A 23,933-nucleotide genomic window follows, 5' to 3' on the forward strand; every position below is an offset into this window, starting at 1 on the left:
CCGGATCATGGTGGTCAGCGTCTCCGCCGACCTGACGCGGGAGGTGACCGGTGGACGGGGTATCGGCGTACCTGATGATCGGTGGCCTGGTCGGGCTGGCCGTCGTGGTGACCGTGCTGTGGTGGCGGTGGAGCCGGGCACGACGGCCGGCCGGCCGACAGCGGCTCCGGCACGGTGGCGGGCCGCGACGTGATCCGCGTCGGATCGAGGTCGGCGACATCGTCGAGATCGGCGATGTCGTCTACTCCGTGCGAGGCTCGATCCGTCTGGTCGAAGGCGAGTGGAGCTGGGCTCAGCACCTGCTCGACGACCTCGACGAGCACGGCGGTCGGCGCCGACTCTCCGTGGCGGAGGACCCCGGCTTCGAGCTGGTGCTGTGGGAGTCGACGCCACGCGGCGGCACCGTCACGCCGGGCGCGCCAGAGGTGGAGCTCGGTGGCCGGCGCTACAGCTGGCACGAGTCCGGTCAGGCCCGGTACACCGCCTCCGGTGACACCGGGCTGCATCCCAGCGGCACGATGCGCTACCACGACTACCGGGCGCCGGGCGGGGCACGGTTCACCTTCGAGGCGTACGGCGAGGCGGGCTGGGAGATGGCCCGTGGCGAACGACTGGACAGCGGCGAGGTGACCGTCCACCCGCAGAGCGGGCCCTGAGCCGGTAACCGGCCGCACCGGCCCGAACCGTCCGACCGATGCCCGGAGCGCCGGTGGTCGGTGACGCGCGCGCCGATCGGCGTCATGCCGTGCCGGGATGGCCCGTTGCCGTTACGGTGAAGCGCGTTCCAGGGAAGGAGAAAGATGGTCGATCCTCAGAACACCCCGGCCCGGTCGCGGCCGGGTGTGGTGACGATATCCACCTACCTGCTGTTGCTGTTCGCGATCTGCCAGCTGATCGGCGTGATCATCTCGCTGGCCACCATCGGCACCGTCCGTGAGGTGATGGAGGACGCCTACCGGGACTCCACGGTCGAGGGGGCGCAGAACGTCGCCGACATCGTGGTCGCCGTCGGCGTCGGTACCGCCATCTTCCTGCTGGTGGCGGCGTTCGCGTTGTTCGGCCTGGGCCTGATGAACCTGCGTGGCAAGAACGGCACCCGGATCGCCACCTGGATCGTCGGTGGCATCCTGTTCTGCTGCACCGGGTTCAGTCTGCTCAGTGGGCTCGCCGGCGGATTCAGCCAGCCCGGCGACACCAGTGGCGACATGCCCAGCGGCGAGGAGATCCAGCGTCGGCTGGAGGACGCGCTGCCGGGCTGGGCCACGCCGGTCAGCACCCTGCTCGGGGTGATCAGCCTGCTCTCGCTGCTGGCGGCGCTGATCCTCCTGGCGCTGCCGAAGGCCAACGAGTTTTTCCGCAAGCCGACCCAGCAGTGGGAGCCGCCGACCCCCGGCGGCACCTACCCCAACCAGCCGGGCTACCCGCCGGCGCCGGGCTACCCGGGCACCACGCCGGCCGAGCCCGGATATCCGGGCACCCCGCAGCAGCCGGCCGACCCTGGTTACCCGGCCAGCGGCGGCCAACCGACGGCCGGCGAGCCGGGCAGCCAGACCCCACCGTCAAATGGGCCGGAACAGCCCGGTACGCAGCCGCCCACCGATCGCCCCGGCTGACCGCCGGTGAGTAGCGCGGGTGTCGATGGACCTGACCGAAGGCTTCGACACACGCGTTAGGCACGACCACGACGGGTCCCTCCGAGTAGGTTGCTTCCCGAACGCCTACCGGAGGGACTCGTCGTGTCGTACCCCGAACAGGCACCGGCCCGCCGACCGGCCGCGGTCGTGCTGGCCGTGGTGACGCTGGTGGTGATGGCGCTCGGCGCGCTCGCGTTCGCGGTGGCCGGCCTGACCTCCGTCAGCGGCACGGTCAACCGGTTCCGGGTCGCGGCCGGGGCCGGGGCCGATCCCGGACAGGTCGACGCGGTGGCGGCGCTGCTGCGGGCCTCCGTCGTGGTATCGGCGGTGCTGAGCATTCTCGCCGGTCTGCTCCTCGCCGGCCTGGCGCTCGGCCTGGCCGCCCGTCAGCCCGCGGCCCGGGTGGCCACGTGGGTGGTCGCCGGGCTGGGCATGTGCTGCGGGTGCGGCGGGATCGCCACGCTGATCGTGCAGCGCGCGACGCCCCTCGACCTCGGCGACGACCGGGCGACCGCCGAACTGCTCGCCCTGGTCCCGGACGCCCATCCGTCCTGGTGGATTCCGCTCACCGCCACCCTTTCGGTCGCCCAGGTGCTCGGTTACCTTGTGGTGGCCGTGCTGCTGGCGCTGCCTTCGGCCGCCGCCTGGTTCCGGCGTCGGTCGACCTCCCAGCCGCCCGCACCCCCGCACCAGCCGCCCACCCCACCGTTCGGACCTCCACCCGCGCCGTACCCGCACCAGCCGCCGCCGTACCAGCCCTACCCGCCGCCCGGGGCGCCGACGTCGCCCCCGTACCCGCCGAGGTGATGACGCCCGTGACGCCCGACCGGACGACCAGCGAACGATGGGCGTTGATCACCGGGGCCACGGCCGGTATCGGGGCGGCGTTCGCCACCCGGCTCGCCTCCGACGGATGGCACCTGGTGCTGGTCGCCCGCGACACGACCCGGTTGGCGGGCCAGGCCGCCGAGTTGACCGGCCGGTACGGCGTGGAGACCGAGACCATCACCGCCGATCTGTCCACCGACGACGGTTGCGCCGCGGTCGAACGACGGCTGGCGGACGGCCCGGCGGTCGGGCTTCTGGTCAACAACGCCGGCATCAGCCTGAACAAGCCGTTCCTGCGGTCGTCGGTGCAGGACGAGACCCGACTGCTGCGGCTGAACGTGCACGCGGTGATGCGGCTGACCCTCGCCGCGCTGGGCACGATGACGGAACGGGGCGAAGGGGCAGTGATTAATGTCTCTTCCGTTGCGGGTTTCGGCGCGGTGATGCCAGGTTCGACGTATTCGGCCAGCAAGGCGTGGGTCACGAACTTCAGCGAGTCCGTCGGGCAGTCCGCCCGCCCCTTCGGCGTACGCGTGATGGCGCTCTGTCCCGGCTACACCCGCACCGAATTTCATCAGCGAGCCGGCATCGACATGTCGAAAACCCCCGCATGGATGTGGCTCGACGCGGCCGATGTGGTCGACGAAGCCCTGCGTGACCTGCGGAAAGGCAAGTTGGTAAGCGTCCCGTCGTGGAAGTACAAGGTGGCCGTGGCGGGGTTGCGACACGCCCCGCGCCGGCTGCTCGACGTGGTCTCGCGGGACACCCGCGGGCGGATCGGCCGCGATCGCCGTTGACCCGCGGGTGGGCCGGCCGGGGCGGTCCGATCAGGGTGACGTCACTCGATCCGTCAGCATGATCGACGTAGCGTAACCGAACATCGCCACTCATCGGTCCCCCGGAAGGGTTGCCCACGGTGGCCCGCACACGCGGCACACAGACTTGCGCAGTACCCTCTATCGCCATGGGGGACCACGACGACCTGCGTAAATTCATCTCCGACCTGGCTGTGGTCCATGGACGGGTGATGCTCTCCTCGGGACGGGAGGCAGACTGGTACGTCGATCTGCGTCGCGTCACGCTGCATCACCGGGCGGCACCGTTGGTGGGTCGGGTGATGCGGGACCTGACCGCCGACTGGTCGTACGACGCGGTGGGCGGCCTGACCCTGGGTGCCGACCCGATCGCGTTGGCGATGCTGCACGCAGCCGGGCGTCCGTTGGACGCGTTCGTGGTCCGCAAGGCGGGCAAGGCGCACGGGTTGCAACGTCGGATCGAAGGGCCGGACGTGGCAGGTCGTCGGGTGCTGGCGGTGGAGGACACCTCCACCACCGGGGGAAGTGTGTTGACCGCTGTCGAGGCCCTTCGCGAGGCCGGGGCCGATGTCGTGGGAGTGGCGGTTATCGTTGATCGTGGTGCCGGCGACGCGGTGCGAGCCGCCGGATTGCCCTATCGGGCGGCCTATACGTTGGCTGACCTCGGCCTTGTGGCGTAAAAGTCTGCCGATTCGGACCTGCTGATATGCAGGCGGATCGATGCTGCTGGTGGAAGGATGGAATGCGTGGGAACTGCGTTGGCCGAAATGACTATGCCTCAGATCTCGCCGCTTGCCGGCGAGCCGATCGAACGTGCCGACGCCGAGCGGCTGGCGGGGGTCCTCAAGGCCCTCGCCGACCCCGCTCGGCTGCGGCTGCTCAGCCTGATCCAGTCGGCGCCCGAGGGCGAAGCGTGCGTGTGTGACCTCACCGCGCCGCTCGGCCTCTCCCAGCCGACCGTCAGCCACCATCTGCGCATCCTCACCGAGGCCGGCTTGCTGGAGCGGGAGAAGCGCGGTGTGTGGGCCTACTACCGGTTGGTTCCGAGCGCGATCGCCACGATCGCCGACCTGCTGACCCCGCCGCGTAAGCGAGCCACCAAGAAGGCTCGCTGAACCGGACCGCTTGGTGGCCGCCCGCTCGGGCAGCCACCAAGCGGTGGGTGTCAGCGGACGTGCGGCGTCTCGTACGTCTCCTCGGTGAGATCCCGGGCTGCCCGGCGTAGCCGGCGACGCTCGGCGATGATCATTGCCGAGACCACGGCGACGCCGAGCAGGAACAGCGCGATGATGGACGGGATGTTGTCGCCCGGCGCGTGCAGGGCGCGGTCCTCGGACTGCCACGGCCACAACGCGCGCAGGCTGCCCAGGATGACGCCAGCAAGCACTGCCAGGGTCATCCGGCGATGCCGTTCGAGCAGCCACTGGAGCAGCTTGACGAAGAGCGCCGGGCCGATGACCATGCCGGTCGCGAAGACCGCCAGGTAGCCGAAGTCGCGGTCGTTGACCGCATCGATGGTCGGCTCGTACAGGCCGATGGTGAGCAGCAGGAACGACCCGGACACCCCGGGCAGCACCAGCGCGCAGACCGCGACCGAGGCCGCCACCAGCACGATCAGTGGATGCGGCTCGATGGTGGCCTGGGGCAGTCCGGTCAGCACGAAGGCCGCCACCGCGGCGACCAACAGGGCGAACACCTCGGTGCCGCGCCACGACCTACCGACCATCGAGATCGGCACCAGCACCGAGGCGAGGACCAGCCCGAGGAAGAGCCCCCGGGTCTGCTCCGGGTGATCGGCCAGCAGCGGCTCCAGCAGCTTCGCCGCGATCAGCAGGCCGGGCAGCATGCCGATCAGCAGCGGGATCACCACCTCCCAGTGCACCTGCCGCAGCTGATGCCCCGCCCGTGTCCAGCCGCGCCCGCGCGGGACGTCGGACACCGCGTACCGCACGGTGTTCACCAGGTGCCCGGCGGACGCGATGACCCGCTCGTAGACCCCCGTCACCAGCGCGATCGTCCCGCCGCTGACCCCTGGCACGGCCTCGGCCACGCCGATGGCCGCGCCGCGCAGGACATGGCCTACCCGTTCGCCCAATGCCATGAAGATTCCGTTCCGTGAATCGCTGTACCACCGGCCCGTGTGGCGTCCGCCACGGTCACTCAGGCTACCGGTGCGTCCGCCGCCGGCCCGGCCAGGTCACAGACGCGGGTCTACCGGCTCGGATTCGCAGGCCAGGATCGCGAAGACCAGCTCGTGGCGACGCCACAACGGAGCGCCGTCGACCAGGGCGTCCAGGGCGGCCAACCCGAGCGCGTGCTCGCGCAGCGCCAGGCCCCGCTTGCGGCCGAGCGACCGGCGTCGCAGGGCGGCCAGCTGCTCCGGTTCGGTGTACTCGGGGCCGTAGATGATCCGCAGGTACTCCCGGCCCCGGCACTTGATGCCCGGCTGGAGCAGCGAGCCACGCTCGCTACGGGCGGCCGGGCCGGCGTACGGCTTGACGACCATGCCCTCGCCGCCGGCCGCGGTCAGCGCCAGCCACCAGTCGGTCGCCTCCCGCACCGCCCCGGCGTCGGACAGCTCGACCACCCGACGCCGGGTCGGCGTGAAGAACTCCGGATCGGCCGCGCAGAGCCGGTCGGCCAGCGCCAGATGCCAACCGTGGTCGCGGTCGCCGTAGCTGGCCTTCGCCCCGGCGAGCACCGCGAACGGCGCGAGCCGCACGCCGCGTAGCCCGTCGGTTGGTCCCACGTAGGCCCGGTACGCCGCCGTGTAGGCGGTCACGTCGGCCAGACGGCGGATGGTCCGCTCGCGTAGTCCCGCCACATCCAGCCCGCGGTCGGTGGCGGCGTCCAGCGTCGCCAGGGCCGCCGGCAGGGCGGCCCGTCCGGCGGCACCGACACCGGCGTACTGCTCGCGGATGAGGCCGGCGGCCTTGGCCGACCAGGGCAGCAGCTCGCAGTCGAGCAGCAACCAGTCCGTCCCCAACTCCGCCCAGAGGCCGGCGGAGGTCACCGCCGCACGCACCCGGTCCAGCAGCTCGATGTCGAGCGGGCTGCCGAAGAACGGCCGGCCGGTGCGGGTGTACACGACCCCGCCGCCCGACCCGAACGGACCGCCCTCCGGCTCCCGGCAGACCAGCACCACGGCCCGGGAGCCCATGTGCTTCTCCTCGCAGACGACCCGGTCCACCCCGGCCGCCCGGTAGTCGGCGAACGCCTCGGCCGGATGCTCCAGGTATCCGTCCAACTGCGACGTCGAGCAGGGTGCCATGGTCGGCGGCAGCCACACCAGCCTGAGCGGGTCGACCGCGAAGCGGCTCATCACCTCCAGCGCGGCGGCGGCGTTCTCGGCCGGCACGGTCAGCGAGCCGTACGCGTGCTCCACGTGCCGCCGACCGGTCACGTCGGTCAGCTCCAGCACCTCGTCCGGCCGGGTCGGCGCGGCGGTCAGCGGGCGGACCGGGGCGTACCACTCGCGCTCCGCCGGCACCGTGACCAACTCCCGCTCCGGGTAGCGCAGCGCGGTCAGCCGACCACCGAAGACGCAGCCGGTGTCGATGCAGATGGTGTTGTTGACCCACTCCGGCTCCGGGGTGGGGGTGTGGCCGTAGACGACCATGGCCGAACCGCGGTACTCCCGCGCCCACGGGTAGCGCACGGGCAGGCCGTACTCGTCGGTCTCGCCGGTGGTCTCCCCGTACAACGCGAAGGCTCGCACCCGCCCCGACGCCCGGCCCTGGTACTCCTCCTTCAGCCCGGCGTGCGCCACCACCAGCCGGCCGCCGTCGAGGACGTAATGGCTGACCAACCCGTCGACGAAGGCGGCCACCTCGGCGGTGAACTCGGCCGGCTCCGCGTCCAGTTGCTCCAGCGTCTCGGCCAGGCCGTGGGCCACCTTGACGTTCCGGCCGCGCAGCTTACGCAGCAGCTTCTGCTCGTGGTTGCCGGGCACGCAGAGCGCGTGCCCGGCCGCGACCATGCCCATCACCAGGCGGAGCACCCCGGGTGAGTCCGGGCCGCGGTCCACCAGGTCGCCGACGAAGACGGCGGTACGCCCCGACGGATGCGTCGCGTCCACCGCCCGGCCCGCGTCGTCGCGGTCCAGCTGCCAGCCCAGCCGGGTCAGCAGCGTCTCCAACTCGGCCCGGCAGCCGTGCACGTCGCCGACGATGTCGAACGGACCGGTCAGCTCGCGCCGGTCGTTGAACAGCCGTTCGTAGCGGATCTCGGCGGCCTCGATCTCGTCGATGCCGCGCAGCACGTGCACCTTGCGGAAGCCCTCCCGCGCCAACTGGGCGTGGCTGCGCCGCAGATCCCGGGACATCCGGGCCAGCACCTGCCGGCCGAAGGTGCGGTCGGCCCGGGCCTCGGTGCGCTCCCAGGCCAGTGCCTCCGGTACGTCCAGCACGATCGCCACCGGCAGCACGTCGTGCTCGCGGGCCACCCGGACCAGGGCAGCTCGGGCGTGCGGCTGGAGGTTGGTGGCGTCGACCACGGTGAGCCGGCCGGCGCGCAGCCGCTTGCCCGCCACGTAGTGCAGCGCGTCGAAGGCCTCCGCCGAGGCGGACTGGTCGTTCTCGTCGTCGGCGACCATCGCCCGGAACGCGTCGGAGGAGAGCACCTGGCTCGGTAGGAAGTGTCGGCGGGCGAAGGTCGACTTGCCGGAGCCGGAGATCCCGACCAGGGCCACCAGCGCCAGCTCGGGAAGGTCGAGCACGGTCATCTGCACTCCTGCTTGGACGAAAGGAAGGGCCCCCTTTTAACGCCTCCGGTAGAGGAGGGGCCCCTTCTTAACATCAGGTCCGGGTGAACACGGCCAGTTGGGTGGGGGCACCGACCTCCGGGTCGTCCTCACCGACGCCGTGCACGACGGCCGAGTAGCCGTACGTGGCACCGACCCGTCGCACCCACTCGGCGAACTCGGCGCGGGTCCACTCGAACCGGTGGTCGGCGTGCCGGAATGCGCCCGCCGGGAGCCCCTCGTAGCGCACGTTGTGCTCCCTGTTGGGCGTGGTCACCACGACCGTCCCCGGTCGGACGTAGCCGAACACGGCATCCTCCAGCGCCGGCAGCCGAGGCGGATCGAGGTGCTCGACGACCTCCATCAGTACCGCCGCGTCGTACCCTCGCAGCCGTTCGTCGCGGTAGGTCAGCGCGGACTGCCGGAGCGTGACACGGGCGCGCTGACGCTCCGGCAGCCGGTCCAGCCGCAGCCGCCGGGCGGCCAGGGCGAGGGCCTGGGTGGAGACGTCGGTGCCGACGATCTCGGTGAACCGGTGGTCGCCGATCAGCGTGGCCAGCAGCGCTCCGCCCCCGCAGCCCAGGTCCAGCACCCGGTGGGCGCCCGAGTCGACCAGCGCGGCGTGTACCGCCTCACGGCGGCGGGCGGCCAGCGACGCCCGGGGCGGTGACCCGGCCGGCGCTGCGTCGTCCACCCCGTCGTCGGCGACCGGCTCGTCGGTGGGTCGCTGGGCGGCCAGCCGCTCCAGCGCCTGCCCCTCCAACGCCCGCCGGTGCGCCAGGTAGCGGCGGACGATCAGCCCCCGCTCGGGATGGTCGGACAGCCAACCGTCGCCGGCCCGCAGCAGCTTGTCCACCTCGTCCGGAGCCACCCAGTAGTGCTTCGCGTCGTCCAGTACGGGTAGCAGCACGTACAGGTGGTTGAGCGCGTCGGCCACCCGCAGGTTGCCGGTGAGGGTCAGATCCACGTACCGGCTGTCGCCCCACTGTGGGTGTAACTCGTCGAGCGCGATGGCGGTGGCGGTCACCGTCCAGCCGAGCGGGCCGAACAACCGGGCGGCCACGTCGGAGCCGCCGCGGCAGCGCAGCACCGGAACCCGGACCTCCAACGGGATGTCACTGGCCGCCAGCTCGGGGCGCTCCTTGGACGCGCCGCGCAGCGCCGAGCGGTAGACCTTCGACAGCGCCGAGGCGAGCAGGCTGGACGCGGCGTACGGCCGGTCGTTGACGTACCGCCCGAGGGTGAAGCTCTCCGGTGTCGCGGTCGACCTCCGGCCGCGGCCCGGGGCGGCGGCCAGCTTCAGCGGGTCGACGTCGAGCAGCAGCGCGGCCGTGCAGCGCTGTTCGTCGGCCTCCGGGTAGAAGACGTGCGCGGTGCCGACGGGCACGTCGAAGGTGTGCACCCGGTCCGGATGCTTGATCAGCAGGTGACCGAGGTCCGTCGCCGGCTGGTGCGTGGTGGTGAGGGTGAGCAGCACCCGCCCATGGTGTCAGCCCTCTCGATCTTGCGTCGCCCCGTTTCCGGCGGTGCGGGGCGTACGTCAGCGGTAGTCGTCCTCGTCGGCGCCGACCACCCGGGCCTGTTCCATCGCGTCCCAGTCGTCGACCTCCAGGCCGCGGTGCGGTTCGACCTCGACCAGGCTCGGGTCCACCACGGCGGCCTGCTCCACGGCGTCGGCCGGCTCGGCCTCCAGGTCGCGCTCCTCCGGGCTGAGGTGGTCGCCGGGGGCGAAGTCCTCGTCGGGCTGGCCCATTCGATGCCTCCGGGATGTCGGCGGTCCGGTACCCACCCACCGTACGGGGTGTGCCGGTGGTCCGCTGGGAACCGCCGGCCGCCGAGCCGGTGAGGGTACGCCGACGCCGCGTCCGAGTCGGCCGAATCGGCCCACCGGCGACTGCCGCCGGTGCCAGGATGGTCCCGTGGGCTTCCTCATCCGACTGGCGACGACCGCCATCGCGCTGTGGATCACCACGCTGATCGTGCCCGGGGTCGAGGTGACCGGGCGTACCGGCTACGACACCGCGTTCACCCTGATCGTCGTGGCGTTGATCTTCGGTCTGGTCAACGCGGTGCTCAAGCCGGTCATCAAGGTCGTGGGTTGCGTCTTCTACCTGCTGACCCTCGGCCTGTTCGCGCTGGTGGTCAACGCCCTGTTGTTCCTACTGACCGACCGGATCGCCCGGGCCCTCGAGCTGCCGTTCCACGTGGACGGCTTCTGGGCGGCGTTCTGGGGAGCCATCGTGATGGCGGTGGTCACCTGGCTGATCAGCGTCGCGGTGCCGGACCCAGCGGACCGGCGGTGAACCGGCCCGGTTGTGCCCCTCCGGTCGCGCTACGGGATACTGCCCGCGGAGGACAGCGCGGTCCGGCGCACCACGGTAGTACGGGCGGCCGCACGGCCGGCGCACCACGTTAGAACAGGCGGCCGCACGGCCGGGCCCCTACGGAGAACAGCGGCCGTACGGCCGACAGCGGCAAGTAAGGAGCGTTCGACATGCCCATCGCTTCCCCCGAGGCTTACGCCGAGATGCTGGACCGCGCCAAGGCCGGCCGGTACGCGTACCCGGCGATCAACGTGACGTCCTCGCAGACGCTGAACGCGGCGCTCAAGGGCTTCGCCGACGCGGAGAGCGACGGAATCATCCAGGTCTCCACCGGCGGCGCGGAGTACCTCTCCGGCCCCTCGGTCAAGGACATGGTCACCGGCGCGGTGGCGTTCGCCGCGTACGCGCACGAGGTGGCCAAGAAGTACCCGGTCAACATCGCGCTGCACACCGACCACTGCCCGAAGGACAAGCTGGACAAGTTCGTCCGGCCGCTGATGGCCATCTCCCAGGAGCGGGTCAAGCGCGGCGAGGAGCCGCTGTACCAGTCGCACATGTGGGACGGTTCGGCCGTGCCGGTGGCGGAGAACCTGGAGATCGCGGCCCAGCTGCTCGACGAGGCGGCCAAGGGCAAGATCGTCCTGGAGATCGAGGTCGGCGTCGTCGGTGGCGAAGAGGACGGCGTCGAGAACGCCATCAACGACAAGCTCTACACCACCGTCGAGGACGGCCTGGCCATGGTCGAGGCGCTCGGCCTGGGCGAGAAGGGTCGCTACATGGCGGCGCTGACCTTCGGCAACGTGCACGGCGTCTACAAGCCGGGCAACGTCAAGCTCCGGCCGGAGATCCTGAACAACATCCAGGAGGCGGTCGGCGCCAAGTACGGCAAGGAGAAGCCGCTCAGCCTGGTCTTCCACGGCGGCTCCGGCTCGCTGCTGTCGGAGATCCGCGAGGCGCTCGACTACGGCGTGGTGAAGATGAACATCGACACCGACACCCAGTACGCCTTCACCCGTCCGGCGGCGGACCACATGTTCCGCAACTACGACGGCGTCCTCAAGGTCGACGGCGAGGTCGGCAACAAGAAGATGTACGACCCCCGGGTGTGGGGCAAGGCGGCCGAGGCGGGCATGGCCACCCGCGTCGCCGAGGCCTGCGAGCACCTGCGCTCCACCGGCACCACGATGACCAAGTGACGTACTGACGTCCTGACGACGACGGCCGGCTTCCGGGCGGAGCCGGCCGTCGTCGCGTCTGTTAACAAGGGGCCCTTCCTCTACCGGAGGCGTTAATAAGGGGCCCTTCCTTACGCCGTCAGCAGGCTGACGGCCTCGTGCACGTCGTCGGTCAGGTGCACCGTGTCCGACAGGTCACCGAAGGGCGAGGTGGCCAGCAGCGGGCGCAGCAGCGACTCCACCGGCAGTTCCTTCGTCCAGTAGGCACGATCCAGGAAGACGTACGCGCCGCTGACCCCGTCGGTGCCGTAGTAGGTCTTGGTGGCCGCCTGGAACACCTCCTGCACCGTGCCCGCCCGGCCGGGCGCGAAGACGATGCCGCCCCGGGCCAGCCGCAGGATGGTGTCCTCCCGGATCGCGTTGGAGAAGTACTTCGCGATCCGGCCGGCGAACAGGTTCGCCGGCTCGTGACCGTACAGCCAGGTCGGGACCGCTAGCCCGCCGCAACCCGCCCAGTCCAGGTCGCCGGTGGTCAGCGCGGCCGAGTCCGCCCGGTAGGCGGTCACCGGCTCGGTGCCGTTTCCCGGCGGCGTGACCGACCGGCCGAAGAGTTCCCGTACCCGCAGCGCCGCCGCCGTGTAGCGGTCGTGATCGGTGTAGTCCGGCGCGGTGGCCAGCAGATCGATGGCCGCGTCGAGGTCCTCGGCCGGCCGGGTCGACAGGTACGCCCCCAGGTTGGCCGCCTCCATCACCCCCGGGCCGCCGCCGGTCACCACCAGCCGGTGTGCCCGCGCCAGTTCCCGACCCAGCACCGCGGCCATCCGGTACGCCTCGCTGCCCCGGCGGACCGCGTGCCCACCCATCACCCCGACCACCGACTGCGGCCCGTGGGTGGTCAGCCACGCCCGGGTGGCGTCGGCGAGCGCGTTGTCCACGCCGTGGTCGTGCAGCCGCTGGCCGAGCGCCTCCCGGACGTCGGGCAGCGCCCCACCGTGCGCGCGGAAGTGCGCGTACACCCGGGTGTCGTACATCGCCGCGAAACCGCCGTCGGAGAAGCCGGCGGCGAGTTCCTCCGGGGTGTAGAGGTGGGGCGGCTGGGTCGGGTACGGCAGCCCGGAGAACGGCGGCACCACGTTGGCACCCCGCCGGACCAGGTCGGCGCCGACCTGGCGGGAGGCGAAGCGGCAGCCGACGAAGAGCGTCCCGGCCACCTCGACGCCGGTGAGGTCGGGGACGGGTTCCAGGTCCAGTCGGAGCCCCTGCACGGTGAGCCCGACCAGGCTGCCGGTGGCCAGCCGCCGGTCGAACTCCGCCCGGGTCTGGATCTCGTCTGTCCAGGTGTGCGGCTCGATGACGTCCGCGGGGGGTGGAGTCGGCATCGGGCCATCCTGCCGGGCGGACGCAATGCCACGGACACGACCCCGGAACCCTGGTCCGGAGACGGGAGCCCGGCGGCCTGGCCGGGCTCCCGCACTTCCGGTTCCTGGGGAGGCTCCGGATCCACAGTTGTAGTGGATCCGGCCGGACAGCGGCATGGGCCGCAGGCGTGACCGACCTCTCGGCCGTTCAGCCGACCGGCTCCCCGGACCCCCTCGCGAGCCGATGTCGGAAGCGGGTTGAATGGGACGATGCAGAACCTCCTACCTGAGCCGCCCGCCACGCTCCTGCCCGCCAACGTCGAGGCCGACTCCGAGCTGGCCGCGGCCGAGCAGGCCGACAGCGACGAGGCCTTCGCCGAGGTGGCGGCCCGGTACCCGACGCACAGCGCGGCGTGGGCCGCGCTGGCGGCCCGGGCGTTCGCGCAGGGCCAGGTGGTGCCGGCGTACGCGTACGCCCGCACCGGCTACCACCGGGGCCTGGACCAGCTACGTCGCAACGGTTGGAAGGGGCACGGGCCGGTGCCGTGGTCGCACGAGCCGAACCGCGGCTTCCTGCGCTGCCTCTACGTGCTGTCCCGGGCGGCCGACGCGATCGCCGAGTCGGACGAGGCGGCCCGCTGCGCCCAGTTCCTCCGGGACTGCGACCCCGCCGCCGCCGACGCGCTGGCCAGCGACTGAACGTCTCTCCGACCTGTCGCCATCGCCGGCCCGGGTACGTCCGGACCGGCGGCGACGGGTCGTCCGCTAGAGTCCCTCGGCCACCGAGGCTGCGATCTTGAGCCAGGCGTCCCGGGTGGCGGCCGAGAGGTGGGCGTACCGGAGCGGCTCGCCGGTGTCGATGAGCCGCTCGTACGGGGCCAGCAGCACCGCCCGGGTACGCGCGGCGAAGTGCTCCTGGATCGCGGGCAGATCGATCTCCTTGCGCGACGGCGGCATGGAGACCACGGTGACCGCCTGCCGGACCAGCCGTTGCCGTCCGCTCTGCTCCAGGTGGTCGAGCATCCGGGCGGCTGTCTCGGCCGAGTCGTTACGGGCCGACATGGTGACCACCAATTGGTCGGTGGCGTCCATCGCGGCCTGCCAGTTCTGCGCCCGGACGTTGTTACCGGTGTCCACGAAGATCAACTTGTAGAACCGGCTGACCACCTCGCGGATCTCGCCGAAGGCCGCGGCGGTGAGCATCTCGCCGCCGGTCGCCGACTCGTCCGAGGCCAGGACGTCGAACATCCCTTCGCCCTGTGAGCGGACATACTGGGACAGATCGCCGACCCGTCCGTGCGCGCCGTGGAACTGGCCGAGATCCCGCAGCAGGTCGCGCACCGTACGTGAGTGGAAGTCCTGTTGGGCGCGCATGCCGAGGGTGCCCTGGGTCTCGTTGTTGTCCCAGGCCAGCACGTATCCGCCGCGCTTCTGACCGAACGTCATCGCGAGCAGCAGGATGGCCACGGTCTTGCCGGCGCCACCCTTCGGGTTCACCACGGTCACCTGCCGTAGCCCGCCGAAGTTGCGGCGCACCGTCTCGATGTCCTTCTTGAGCTCCAGCTCGTGCCGCCCCGGCGGCAGCTTCACCAGACCGGTCTTGTTGACCACGGCGCGTACGCCCATCGTCGCGACCGGGTCGGCGGGACGCACCTGCCGGCGGCGGGCGAAGTCCTCAGCGGTGGGTGGGGCACCCACCTCCGGGCTCCAGGTCGGCTCCGCGTACGCCGGGGGTACCCGGGACGCGGTGTTCGTCGCCGGGTAGGGCTGCTGCGGTGCCGGCGCCACCGGCGGCGGCGCACCCTGCTGCCAGGGTGCGGGGTTCCAGGCCGGCTGTGGCGGGAACGGACCGGGTGGCGCTGCCGCGTACGGCGGCTGGACGGCTGCGTGCCCGGGCTGGGGCGGCACCCCGGAGCCGCTGTCCGGCGGCTGCGGACCAGCGGTCGGCGACGCGGGATGCGCGCCGGTGTCGGTCGGCACCGGTGGCAGGGGAGCGCCGGGCTGTGGCACCGGGGCGGTGCCGTGCTGCGGCGTCGGCGGCGTGGTGACGGGATGTGGACCGGGCTGTTGGGGCAGCGGCGGCAGCGGCTGCGGAATCGGTGGCAGCGGCTGGGCCGGCCCGGCCCAGGTGGGGCGCGACGTGCCGGCAGCGGGATCGGCGGGCGCGGCCGGGTCCGAACCGGAGCGCTGCGGCGGGTGGGCCCATGGCGATTCCGCCTGCGGACGGGACGACGACGGTGCCGGACTCTCGTCGGCGTCGGCCACCGTGGGGTCCGCCGGTTCCCGGGGTCCGGGTTCGGCCGGCTCGCCGTCCCGCGGAGTGGCGAGCGAGGTGGACCGGTCCAGGGTGAAGGGCAGGTCCAGGTCGACCTGCGCCGGCTCGGGCTGCGGTGCCGGCTCCCAACCGGTGGCGGTCGGTGCGCCGCCGGTCAGTGAGGGATAGTCGGCGGGCGAGGGGGGCTGGCCGGTCGTCGCGCCGGGCGCGTGCATCGGCCGTCCGGCCGTGTGCAGCGGCCCGCCGACCGTGGGTGGCAGCGGCCCGCCGGCGGATGGCGGGGTCGGGTCGGCAGTCGGCTGCGGCGGCGGCCCTGGGTCGGCGGGTGGCTGCGTCGGCCGGCCGCTGGGCGGCGGATCGGTCGGCAGTCCGGGCGACGAATGCGTGGGCGGGGGCGGCAGGGTGGGCGGCACCGGTGGTGGCGCACCCCATGAGGGCGAGCCGATGCCGTCGAGCTGCTCCGGTGGCCAGAGTGGCTCGATGTCCCGTTCCGGCATCCCATGCTGGCCGGGCACGTGCACCCGGTCGGAGTTCTCGTCCACCACGGTTCCTCCCCGATCCTCCTGACGAGGATAGGCCCACCGGCTGACCCGGGCCCGATGCGGCGACCGGTCAGGCCGTCCAGACCGCCCAGGCTGCCGGCTCGGTCCACCAGGACCGCTTGCGCGTCAGTTGGCCCGCTACACCGTCGTCCAGGTACGGCAGCTTCGCCTCGTCCCGCGGCAGCACCGAGGTGGCCCGGCCGCGCGCCCGCCTGACCTCCAGGCGTACCCGGCGCCGACCCAACCGCGACCGGGTGACCACGGGTACGGCCACCGCCACCTCGACCAGTCCGTCGGTCGGGTCCGGCCCGGCGAGCAGGGTGACGTCGTCGAGTCGGGCGTACCCGCCGGCGTTGCCGATCGCGCAGGCGAGCAGCGGTTCGTCACCGTTGGACAGCACGGTGTCGTCCACCTCCACCCGGCCGCGCCAGGGCAGCGGCCGCCCGTCCTCACCGGCGGCGCCGAGCAGGGCGCCGTCCAGCGTCACCGAACCGCCGTCATGACGTAGCAGGTCGAGCCGGCGCGGCGTGCCGTCGAGCACGGCGGCGGCCACCGCCGCTGGATCGCGGGGCAGCCCGAGCTGCGCGGCGAGGTCGCGGTGCGTGGTGCTGCCGGCCGGATCGAGCGGCAGTACGCCGACCGGTGGCAGATCGGGCACGGTCCGGTTCCCGGCCAGGTCGTCCGGACGGCGGCTGGGTGGCGGTGCGTACCGTCGGACGAGTCGGCGTAGCACAGCGCGCAACTGTGCGTCACCGGCGACAGCGACCACGAGTCGGGTCTTGGTGTCGGCGTCCGGCCAGGTGAGGCCGTCGGGTCGGGGCGGCCCGTCCAGCCGGGCCAGCACTGCGTCGATCTCCGCGTCCGAGCGGGCGGTCACCGTCTCGACCCGGGCACCGCGGGAAGTGAGAGCGTCGGAGCAGGCCAGCACGGGTACGCGCGGGGTCTCGCAGCGCTCCTCGCGATCCTTGGCGGCGTCGGTGGCACCGCCGCAGCAGGCTCCGCCGCTGCCACACCCGGCTCCCGGAGCGTCCCGCTCCGAGCCCAGGGTGAGCAGCACCACGTCGTACACGGGTAGCTCCTCCTGCTGTCCCCGACGCGACCCCTGCCGGTCGTGCCGTCACTACTTGTTAACCTGACACCCCGGGCTCGCTGACCGGTCGCCATCTGGCACCCGAGCCTTCTGGAGGCGAGAAGATGCCAGCGATCGTGCTCATCGGCGCTCAGTGGGGCGACGAGGGCAAGGGCAAGGTTACCGACCAGCTGGGTGATCGGGTCGACTACGTCGTCCGCTACTCCGGCGGCAACAACGCCGGCCACACGGTGATCACCCCCGACGGGCAGAAGTACGCGCTGCACCTGATGCCCTCGGGGGCACTCTCCCCGAACGCCGTGATCGTCATCGGCAACGGGGTGGTGGTCGATCCGAAGGTGCTGCTCAGCGAGATCGACGGCCTGGCCGAGCGGGGAGTGGACGTCTCCCGGCTGCGGATCTCGGGCGACGCCCACCTGATCATGCCGCACCACCGGGCGCTGGACCGGGTGGTCGAGCGCTACCTGGGCAGCTCTCGGATCGGCACCACCGGCCGGGGCATCGGACCCGCGTACGGCGACAAGGTGGCCCGGATGGGCATCCGGGTGCAGGACCTGCTGGACCCGGGCATCCTGCGCAAGAAGCTGGAGCTCGCGCTGCGCGAGAAGAACCAGGTGCTGTTCAAGGTCTACAACCGCAAGGCGATCGACGTCGACGCCACCATCGAGGAGTACCTCGAGTACGCGGAGCGGCTCCGGCCGTACATCGCGGAGACCCGGGCGATGCTCTGGGACGCGCTGGACCGGGGCGACACCGTGCTGTTGGAGGGCGCCCAGGCCACCATGCTCGACATGGACCACGGCACCTACCCCTTCGTCACCTCGTCGAATCCGACTGCCGGTGGGGCGTGCGTGGGTGCGGGCATCCCGCCGATGGCGATCACGAAGGTGATCGCGGTGAGCAAGGCGTACACCACGCGGGTCGGTTCCGGCCCGTTTCCCACCGAGCTGTTCGACGACAACGGTCAGCACCTGCGCAAGGTGGGCCACGAGTACGGCACCACGACCGGCCGGGAACGGCGGTGCGGCTGGTTCGACGCGGTCGTCGCCCGGTACGCCTGCCGCCTCAACGGGGTCACTGATCTGGTGATCACCAAGCTGGACGTCCTCACCGGCCTGCCCACCGTGCCGATCTGCGTCGGCTACGAGATCAACGGCAAGCGGGTCGACGACATGCCGATGACCCAGACCGACTTCCACCACGCCACCCCGATCTACGAGGAGCATGACGGCTGGTGGGAGGACATCACCAAGGCGAGAACCGAGGATGACCTCCCCGAGAACGCCAAACGCTACATCGCCCGCATCGAAGAACTCACCGGCACCCGCGTGAGCGTCGTAGGCGTAGGCCCCGGCCGCGAAGAAAACGTGACCCGCCACCCCCTCCTCCCCTAACACCTCGCCGACGAGGGTTGCCTCGATTGAGTTATCCACAGGCGGGCGGTCGGTTTTCCACAGGGGGTTTAGTCGATCTCCGTGGGCCGGGACAGTCGGCTGGGTGGATGCTTTGACGGTGGCCCGGCAGGTGGCGGCCACTCAGGACTGGGTGATCACGCTGGCTCAAGCCCGCGCCGCCGGGCTGACAGTGCACGAGGTGCATCGTCTCTGTCGTGCGGGCCGGTGGCGCGCGGTGGCCAGAGCTGCCTACCTGGTGGATGCTGATCTGCACGACGGTGTGCCCCGCCGGGCTCGGATCAGGGCGGCGGTCGCGTCCTTCGGCCCCGAGGCGGCTGCTGTTCTCGCCACGGCCGCCGAGTTGCACCAGATCGCAGGCCCCGCGGTGACGGAGGAAATTCACGTTTCGCTTCCCGCTGTCGCCGCCCGGCCGGCAAGGTTGACCGATCCTAGGGTCACGTTGCACCAACTCGCCCTTCAGCCGACGCAACTCGTCGCGGTGAACGGGATCCCCGCCACGGGGCCGGTGAGGACAATCGCTGATCTCATTCTGAGGCTGGCGCGCTATCCGGCGGTGTGCCTCGTCGATTCCGCACTCAACCAGGGGTTGGTCAGCGATGATGAGCTGCCCGAGATCCATCAGCTCATCCGGGGACGACGCGGCGCGGTGGCGGCACGTGGTTACCTGGTCGAGGCGGATGGCCGGGCACAGTCTCCGCTGGAGACGCGTACCCGGCTCCGGTGCGTCGACGGGAGGGTTCCACCCGACGTCCTCCAGTTGGAGATACGAGATCAGGACGGCTATCTGCTCGGCATTGGTGATCTGGGTTGGCGCCGGCATCGAATCGTCGCGGAGGCTGACGGGAGAGGGGCGCACAGCGCACCCGACGCCGTCTTCGCTGACCGCCGTAGGCAGAACCGACTGCTCAACGCCGGCTGGGCCGTTCTCCGCTTCACCTGGTCCGACACCCTCCGAGCCGACTACATCCCCTGGACCGTGCGACAAGCCATGAAGGCGGCCGCCGAACGTGGTCGATCATGAAGTTATTGCCGGTCGCACGGCGCGTCGTGGACAACAACTTCATGATCAACCGGGGTGGATGGAGGGTCGGTAGGATGACTCGGCGTGCGGGTTCTTCTTCTTGGTGGTGGCGGGCGGGAGCATGCGCTCGCGCTGAAGTTGGCCGATGATCCGTCCGTCGAGGCGCTGATCGCGGCACCGGGTAACCCGGGGATCGCGGCGGTGGCGGAGTTGCGGTCCGTCGATCCGGTCGATCCGGTGGCGGTGGCGGGGCTCGCCGTCGACGTGGGCGCGGACCTGGTCGTGATCGGGCCGGAGGCGCCGCTGGTCGCCGGGGTGGCCGACGCGGTCCGGGCCAAGGGCATCGCGGTCTTCGGGCCGTCGGCCGAAGCGGCCCGGTTGGAGGGCTCCAAGGCCTTCGCCAAGGAGGTGATGACCGCCGCCGGTGTCCCCACGGCACGCGCGTACACCTGCACCGACGAGGCGAGCACGGCGGCTGCTCTGGACGAGTTCGACCCGCCGTACGTGGTGAAGAACGACGGGCTCGCCGCCGGCAAGGGCGTGGTGGTCACCGACGACCGCGCCGCGGCCGAGGCGCACGCGCGGGAGTGCGGCCGGGTGGTCGTCGAGGAGTTCCTCGCCGGTCCCGAGGTGTCGCTGTTCGTGATCACCGACGGCGAGGCGGCGGTGCCGCTGCTGCCGGCGCAGGACTTCAAGCGGGTCGGTGACGGCGACAGCGGCCCGAACACCGGTGGCATGGGGGCGTACGCGCCGTTGCCGTGGGCACCCGCCGGCCTGGTGGACGAGGTCATGCGTGACGTGGTGCACCCGACGCTTGCCGAGATGCGCCGCCGGGGCACGCCCTTCTCCGGCCTGCTCTACGTCGGATTGGCGATCACCGCCGACGGCCCCCGGGTGATCGAGTTCAACGCCCGCTTCGGTGACCCCGAGACCCAGGTGGTGCTCGCCCTGCTGGAGACGCCGCTGGGCGGGTTGCTGTACGCCGCCGCCACCGGCTCGCTGGCCGAACACCCGCCGCTGCGCTGGCGTACCGGCGCCGCGGTGACGGTCGTGGTCGCCGCCGAGGGCTACCCGGCGGTCCCCCGCACCGGTGACGTGATCACCGGTGGGGAGCAGCCCGGCGTGATCCACGCGGGCACCGCCCGGGCCGCCGACGGTGCCCTGCTCTCCGCCGGTGGCCGGGTGCTCTGCGCCACGGCCACCGGCCCGGACCTGGCCGCCGCCCGGGACGCCGCCTACCAGGTGGTACGCGGCATCGCGCTGGCGGGCTCACACCACCGCCGGGACATCGCCGCAGCAGCGGTCGACGGCCGGGTCGCCCTTCCCGTCTGACGGGCGTGGGGTGGACGGTGTCCGGACGCTGCTGACGGCGCTGGCGCTGGGCGGTGCCCTGCTGATGCTGGCCGCCGGGATCGACCATGCCGCTCGCCCGGGACCGGTCCGCGCACTGCTGGCGCGACAGGGGCTCCTTCCGCCGGCCCTGCGGGAGGCGGCCGCCCCCGTGCTGGGCGCGGCCGAGATCGTTGTGGCGGTGGGGGCACTCGGTCTCGCCGGGCTCGCTCCGGGCTGGGCCCCGGCCGGGTACGCCGTGCTCGCCTTCGCCTACGCGCTCCTGGCGGGCTACGCCGAGCTGCTGCGCCGCCGGCGGCCCGGGATGCCCTGTGGTTGCCTGCCGGGTGCCACCACCACCGCCGGGCTGCCGGTGATGGTACGCGCCCTCTTCTTCGCGGTGGCCACGGCGATGGCCGCCGTCGTGACCGGGGCCACCGGGGCGGGCACCGACGCCAGTACCTCCCTACGACCCACACTGGAGCTTTGGCTGGCGGCGGGCGTGACAGCGACGGCCGGATGGCTGGTGCCGGCGTTGTTCGGCGTCGAGTCGCCCGTCGTCGATCCACAGCGAGACCGGCAGCGGGGCGGGTAGCGAGACCGGAAGGCCCCTGAAGAGTCCACTTTGGTGGCGCTTCACCACGATTGAAGGTGGTGGCCGGGCTGTGTGCCATAGGGGCAGCATGCCGACATTGACTCATATGCCTCGCGGGGCGATGACCTGCTGATGTCGTTGCTACGGTCTGCCCAGGTCGAGAAGGGAGACCGCGGTGCCCGTTCAAACTCTTGAGCTGGTCGCGCCCAGCTCCGCGGTGGTCCAGGTGGAACTCGCCGAACTTCCCCGGGTCACCAGCGTCGCGGCCCAGGTTCGTTTCGCCGGTGGTGCGTACGGCCGTGGCTTCCAGATCGGCCCCCGCGGCTACCACGACTTCGCCTGCACGTACATGGTCGCCGCGAACCCGGTGGACCGGTTCCTCGTGCACGGCCGTGAGCTCGTCGTCTCGGAATCGCTCGACAAAGGCACCTCGGTCGCCACGCTGATCGGCGACTATCACGAACTCATGACGGTCTTCGGCGGGCCCGCACCGCGCCGCGAGAAACTGGTCGAACTCTTCTCCAGCCTGGAAGTCACCGACCAGGTGCGGGGCATGGCGCTGCGGCCGAAGCGGGAGACGCTGCTCGGGGTGATGAGCGAGCACATCTCGCTGTTCGCCGAAGGGCTCGGCTCCCTCTCCATACCCGGACCCGGCGACGCCTTCCGGCAGCAACCCCGCCATCAGGGCGCCCGGACGCAGTTCGGCGAAGTGTGGCGCGCGCCGCTGCCCGGGGTGGCGGCACCGACCGCGTTGGCCGACTACACCTTCACCCTCGGCTTCCCCTCCGCCGTCGCCGAAGTGGTCTTCGTGGACGACGCGACGGCGTCGGAGGCCGAGCAGATGGTCTGGCTGGAGCAGGTCAACATCTCCTGGTCGGCGGCCTGATGCCCGCCTCGACGGCGCTGACGATCCTGAGTTGGACCGCCATCCTCGTCCTCTTCCTGGCGGTCGGAGCGCTGCTGCGTGAGGTTCGCATGCTCCGGGCGCTGGTCGTCCGCGACCTCAGCTACTCGGCCGCCGGTCCGGACCTGCTGCTGACCGGGGCCGTCACGGGAGGGGACGACCGGGTCGTCCTCGCGTCGGACACGGGCTGCCCACTCTGCGGTGCGGTGACCGCGCGACTGGCGGAGTTGAGCGCCGAGGCCGGCGTACGCCCGGTGCTGCTGACCTACGAGCAGGTCGAGCAGTGGCCGGCGGCGGTGCGACAGGCGTACGACGTCGTCTCGGACCGTGGCGAGTGGCAGAAGATCGCCCACCTGAACCCGCCGGTGCTGATGGCCGTCCGGGCCGACGGCCAGGTCGTCGACCTCGCGCTGCCGGTCGACGTGGGGTCGGCCGAGCGGCAGTTCGACACGCTCCACAGGAAGATCCAGAGCAGCGAGGGGAGCTCGACATGGCGTTGACGCTCGACCAGATTCCTGACATCTCCGTCGCTCCGCCCGGCGCCGCCAGGAGCGCCGCGCTGACCGTCCGGGTGAAACCTCGGCGGCGAACGGTGCTCCGGGGGATCGCGTTCAGCGCGTTCGCGGTGGGCGGGTTCGCCGCCACCGCCACCGCCCGGTTCTCGTCCCCGGCCCACGCCGAGACCGGGCCGGGGGGCCTGACCGGCTGGGACCGCAACGACTGCAAGGACGCCTACCCGAACGGCTACAACGAGCAGAAGGACAACGTCGGGGCGCACACCAGCCGGGCGGGCGCCTGCTTCGGCGGCGCGTACCGGGGCAGCACGTACTGCGCCTCGGGCTGGCACCGCTCCGGCACCGTGCGGGACTCGCCGGCCACCTACTACTACAAGCCGGTCTCGAACGCCTGCGGCGCCGGTACGACCAAGAAGAACGCGTGGCGGTGGACCACCCCGGACGGCGTCTGGTGGCGTTGCTCGGACGGCAACACCACCGTCTCGGCCGGCGGCACCAGCAACACCTACTTCACCATCTGCCGGTACTGAGCGTGCTCCGGCACCGACGTGCCGCGCTGCGGCGGCGAATCTGGCATCCGCTCACCGGGCTGGCCTGGGTGGCCGGGTTGACCGCGACCGTGGCCGCAGTCGGTCTGCGGTCCGACGGTCCGGCCACCGCGCTGGCGCTCGCGGGTTGCCTCGGCCTGACCGCCGGGTTCGCGACCAGCGGCTCCACTTGAAGTAGAAACTCGGCCGCCGTGCTGAGCTCGCCGGTCTGGCGAGGTCTACCTGCCTGCTACTTCTGCCTCGGGCTCGTTGCCGGTGGCGTCGTCATCGCGTCGGCGCTGCTGTTGGTCGGCTCCCTGCTGCGGGCGCCACTTCCGCAGCCGGTGCGGGTCGGCTGTCTGCTCGCCGCCGCCGCCCTGGTCGCGCTGCGAGAGTTTGGCGTGCTCCGGTTCCGGTTGCCGGAAAACCGGCGCCTGGTGCCGGAGAGCGTCTTCCGGCTGGGCCGCTTCGCCGGGCCGTTCCAGTTCGGCCTGGAGATGGGGACCGGTGTACGGACGTACCTGCCCAGCGGGCTGGCCTACCTGACCGCCCTCCTGCTGCTGCTCTTCGCCACTCCGCCGCTGGCGGTTGTCGCCGGCATCGGCTTCGGTCTGGGCCGTTCGTTGATGACCACCTCGGCGCTGCTCTTCGACCACGACGGCGGCTGGAACCTCGAATGGGGTCATCGGGCCGGCGCGGTCACGCGGGTGCTCCTGATCACGTACCTGTCGGCGCTGATGGTGCTCCTCCCCTCGCTGTCGTGAGTCGTGCCGCCCGTCAACGGGAAAACGGACGGGCGGCACTGCAACACGGCGCACCGGTGGTGGCGTATTACCGGTGAGGGA

Annotated in this window: 25 protein-coding genes; 18 read left to right on the forward strand and 7 right to left on the reverse strand. The window is 71.8% G+C overall.

Features of this window, described 5'->3' with window-relative positions; all coding sequences use genetic code 11:
* Positions 1-50 precede the first annotated feature (50 nt).
* The 6 genes from SM447_RS04750 (at position 51) to SM447_RS04775 (ending at position 4,392) form a co-directional block, all read left to right on the forward strand.
* Complete coding sequence (locus SM447_RS04750; RefSeq protein WP_474571481.1) at positions 51-656, forward strand: DUF4178 domain-containing protein; 606 nt, start codon at positions 51-53, stop codon at positions 654-656.
* Positions 657-800: 144 nt separating this feature from the next.
* Positions 801-1,613 carry a hypothetical protein gene (locus SM447_RS04755; RefSeq protein WP_474571482.1) on the forward strand — a complete coding sequence of 271 codons (813 nt, stop codon included), beginning with the start codon at positions 801-803 and terminating at the stop codon, positions 1,611-1,613.
* A 123-nt stretch (positions 1,614-1,736) separates the two neighbouring features.
* Positions 1,737-2,441: a hypothetical protein gene (locus SM447_RS04760; RefSeq protein WP_474571483.1), complete on the forward strand. Its 705-nt coding sequence runs from the start codon at positions 1,737-1,739 to the stop codon at positions 2,439-2,441.
* On the forward strand, positions 2,441-3,259 hold the full coding sequence (locus SM447_RS04765; RefSeq protein ID WP_474571484.1) for an SDR family NAD(P)-dependent oxidoreductase: 819 nt from the start codon (positions 2,441-2,443) through the stop codon (positions 3,257-3,259). Before SM447_RS04760 ends, SM447_RS04765 begins: the two co-directional genes overlap by 1 nt.
* 167 nt (positions 3,260-3,426) lie before the next feature.
* Entirely contained in the window at positions 3,427-3,957 is a 531-nt protein-coding gene (locus tag SM447_RS04770) for an orotate phosphoribosyltransferase (RefSeq protein WP_474571485.1), read from the forward strand.
* A gap of 57 nt (positions 3,958-4,014) precedes the next feature.
* Complete coding sequence (locus SM447_RS04775) at positions 4,015-4,392, forward strand: ArsR/SmtB family transcription factor (RefSeq protein ID WP_203999000.1); 378 nt, start codon at positions 4,015-4,017, stop codon at positions 4,390-4,392.
* Between the two features lie 50 nt (positions 4,393-4,442).
* Here the strand turns inward: SM447_RS04775 and SM447_RS04780 are convergent, their stop codons facing one another.
* From SM447_RS04780 to SM447_RS04795, 4 genes are all read right to left on the reverse strand, one after another.
* Positions 4,443-5,378 carry a DUF368 domain-containing protein gene (locus SM447_RS04780; RefSeq protein WP_474571486.1) on the reverse strand — a complete coding sequence of 312 codons (936 nt, stop codon included), beginning with the start codon at positions 5,376-5,378 and terminating at the stop codon, positions 4,443-4,445.
* Between the two features lie 96 nt (positions 5,379-5,474).
* On the reverse strand, positions 5,475-8,000 hold the full coding sequence (locus SM447_RS04785; protein WP_474571487.1) for a polynucleotide kinase-phosphatase: 2,526 nt from the start codon (positions 7,998-8,000) through the stop codon (positions 5,475-5,477).
* 73 nt (positions 8,001-8,073) lie between these two features.
* A complete protein-coding gene (locus tag SM447_RS04790) occupies positions 8,074-9,495 on the reverse strand; it encodes a 3' terminal RNA ribose 2'-O-methyltransferase Hen1 (protein WP_474571488.1) in 1,422 nt (473 codons plus the stop codon).
* Between the two features lie 63 nt (positions 9,496-9,558).
* Positions 9,559-9,771, reverse strand: coding sequence for a hypothetical protein (locus tag SM447_RS04795; RefSeq protein ID WP_474571489.1), 213 nt, complete (start codon positions 9,769-9,771; stop codon positions 9,559-9,561).
* Between the two features lie 166 nt (positions 9,772-9,937).
* On the opposite strand from SM447_RS04795, the gene SM447_RS04800 reads away from it, so the two are divergent.
* Positions 9,938-10,321 (forward strand): phage holin family protein, encoded by a 384-nt coding sequence (locus SM447_RS04800; protein ID WP_474571490.1) that lies wholly within the window; start codon positions 9,938-9,940, stop codon positions 10,319-10,321.
* A 191-nt stretch (positions 10,322-10,512) separates the two neighbouring features.
* Positions 10,513-11,538 (forward strand): class II fructose-bisphosphate aldolase, encoded by a 1,026-nt coding sequence (fbaA, locus tag SM447_RS04805; RefSeq protein ID WP_474571491.1) that lies wholly within the window; start codon positions 10,513-10,515, stop codon positions 11,536-11,538.
* A 110-nt stretch (positions 11,539-11,648) separates the two neighbouring features.
* On the opposite strand, the gene SM447_RS04810 is transcribed toward fbaA, so the two are convergent.
* Positions 11,649-12,896 carry an LOG family protein gene (locus SM447_RS04810; protein ID WP_474571492.1) on the reverse strand — a complete coding sequence of 416 codons (1,248 nt, stop codon included), beginning with the start codon at positions 12,894-12,896 and terminating at the stop codon, positions 11,649-11,651.
* Positions 12,897-13,145: 249 nt separating this feature from the next.
* Here SM447_RS04810 and SM447_RS04815 point away from each other — a divergent pair, with 249 nt between their 5' ends.
* A complete protein-coding gene (locus SM447_RS04815; RefSeq protein ID WP_474571493.1) occupies positions 13,146-13,574 on the forward strand; it encodes a DUF3151 domain-containing protein in 429 nt (142 codons plus the stop codon).
* 66 nt (positions 13,575-13,640) lie between these two features.
* On the opposite strand, the gene SM447_RS04820 is transcribed toward SM447_RS04815, so the two are convergent.
* Positions 13,641-15,695: a MinD/ParA family ATP-binding protein gene (locus SM447_RS04820; protein ID WP_474571494.1), complete on the reverse strand. Its 2,055-nt coding sequence runs from the start codon at positions 15,693-15,695 to the stop codon at positions 13,641-13,643.
* Between the two features lie 67 nt (positions 15,696-15,762).
* Entirely contained in the window at positions 15,763-16,761 is a 999-nt protein-coding gene (locus tag SM447_RS04825) for a diacylglycerol kinase family protein (protein ID WP_474571495.1), read from the reverse strand.
* Positions 16,762-16,886: 125 nt separating this feature from the next.
* Here SM447_RS04825 and SM447_RS04830 point away from each other — a divergent pair, with 125 nt between their 5' ends.
* From SM447_RS04830 to SM447_RS04870, 9 genes are all read left to right on the forward strand, one after another.
* Complete coding sequence (locus SM447_RS04830; protein ID WP_474571496.1) at positions 16,887-18,176, forward strand: adenylosuccinate synthase; 1,290 nt, start codon at positions 16,887-16,889, stop codon at positions 18,174-18,176.
* A gap of 103 nt (positions 18,177-18,279) precedes the next feature.
* Positions 18,280-19,218, forward strand: coding sequence for a hypothetical protein (locus SM447_RS04835; protein ID WP_474571497.1), 939 nt, complete (start codon positions 18,280-18,282; stop codon positions 19,216-19,218).
* A gap of 84 nt (positions 19,219-19,302) precedes the next feature.
* Positions 19,303-20,550 carry a phosphoribosylamine--glycine ligase gene (gene purD / locus SM447_RS04840; protein ID WP_474571498.1) on the forward strand — a complete coding sequence of 416 codons (1,248 nt, stop codon included), beginning with the start codon at positions 19,303-19,305 and terminating at the stop codon, positions 20,548-20,550.
* Between the two features lie 10 nt (positions 20,551-20,560).
* On the forward strand, positions 20,561-21,142 hold the full coding sequence (locus tag SM447_RS04845; protein ID WP_474571499.1) for a MauE/DoxX family redox-associated membrane protein: 582 nt from the start codon (positions 20,561-20,563) through the stop codon (positions 21,140-21,142).
* 175 nt (positions 21,143-21,317) lie between these two features.
* Positions 21,318-22,028, forward strand: a complete 711-nt coding sequence (locus SM447_RS04850; protein ID WP_474571500.1) for a hypothetical protein — start codon at positions 21,318-21,320, stop codon at positions 22,026-22,028.
* Complete coding sequence (locus SM447_RS04855) at positions 22,028-22,546, forward strand: hypothetical protein (protein WP_474571501.1); 519 nt, start codon at positions 22,028-22,030, stop codon at positions 22,544-22,546. Before SM447_RS04850 ends, SM447_RS04855 begins: the two co-directional genes overlap by 1 nt.
* Positions 22,537-23,091, forward strand: coding sequence for a hypothetical protein (locus tag SM447_RS04860; RefSeq protein ID WP_474571502.1), 555 nt, complete (start codon positions 22,537-22,539; stop codon positions 23,089-23,091). Before SM447_RS04855 ends, SM447_RS04860 begins: the two co-directional genes overlap by 10 nt.
* A 2-nt stretch (positions 23,092-23,093) precedes the next feature.
* On the forward strand, positions 23,094-23,282 hold the full coding sequence (locus tag SM447_RS04865) for a hypothetical protein (protein ID WP_474571503.1): 189 nt from the start codon (positions 23,094-23,096) through the stop codon (positions 23,280-23,282).
* A gap of 18 nt (positions 23,283-23,300) precedes the next feature.
* A complete protein-coding gene (locus SM447_RS04870) occupies positions 23,301-23,852 on the forward strand; it encodes a hypothetical protein (protein WP_474571504.1) in 552 nt (183 codons plus the stop codon).
* The last annotated feature ends 81 nt before the right edge of the window (positions 23,853-23,933 follow it).

This window comes from Micromonospora aridisoli, assembly GCF_056150025.1.

What these genes read in the sequence shown, in the direction of transcription:
- SM447_RS04755 (WP_474571482.1), top strand. Translation starts at nt 801, where the DNA reads ATGGTCGATCCTCAGAACACCCCGGCCCGGTCGCGGCCGGGTGTGGTG.
- SM447_RS04765 (WP_474571484.1), top strand. Translation starts at nt 2,441, where the DNA reads ATGACGCCCGTGACGCCCGACCGGACGACCAGCGAACGATGGGCGTTG.
- SM447_RS04770 (WP_474571485.1), top strand. Translation starts at nt 3,427, where the DNA reads ATGGGGGACCACGACGACCTGCGTAAATTCATCTCCGACCTGGCTGTG.
- SM447_RS04775 (WP_203999000.1), top strand. Translation starts at nt 4,015, where the DNA reads ATGGAATGCGTGGGAACTGCGTTGGCCGAAATGACTATGCCTCAGATC.
- SM447_RS04780 (WP_474571486.1), bottom strand. Translation starts at nt 5,378, where the DNA reads ATGGCATTGGGCGAACGGGTAGGCCATGTCCTGCGCGGCGCGGCCATC.
- SM447_RS04785 (WP_474571487.1), bottom strand. Translation starts at nt 8,000, where the DNA reads ATGACCGTGCTCGACCTTCCCGAGCTGGCGCTGGTGGCCCTGGTCGGG.
- SM447_RS04795 (WP_474571489.1), bottom strand. Translation starts at nt 9,771, where the DNA reads ATGGGCCAGCCCGACGAGGACTTCGCCCCCGGCGACCACCTCAGCCCG.
- fbaA (WP_474571491.1), top strand. Translation starts at nt 10,513, where the DNA reads ATGCCCATCGCTTCCCCCGAGGCTTACGCCGAGATGCTGGACCGCGCC.
- SM447_RS04810 (WP_474571492.1), bottom strand. Translation starts at nt 12,896, where the DNA reads ATGCCGACTCCACCCCCCGCGGACGTCATCGAGCCGCACACCTGGACA.
- SM447_RS04815 (WP_474571493.1), top strand. Translation starts at nt 13,146, where the DNA reads ATGCAGAACCTCCTACCTGAGCCGCCCGCCACGCTCCTGCCCGCCAAC.
- SM447_RS04830 (WP_474571496.1), top strand. Translation starts at nt 16,887, where the DNA reads ATGCCAGCGATCGTGCTCATCGGCGCTCAGTGGGGCGACGAGGGCAAG.
- SM447_RS04855 (WP_474571501.1), top strand. Translation starts at nt 22,028, where the DNA reads ATGCCCGCCTCGACGGCGCTGACGATCCTGAGTTGGACCGCCATCCTC.
- SM447_RS04860 (WP_474571502.1), top strand. Translation starts at nt 22,537, where the DNA reads ATGGCGTTGACGCTCGACCAGATTCCTGACATCTCCGTCGCTCCGCCC.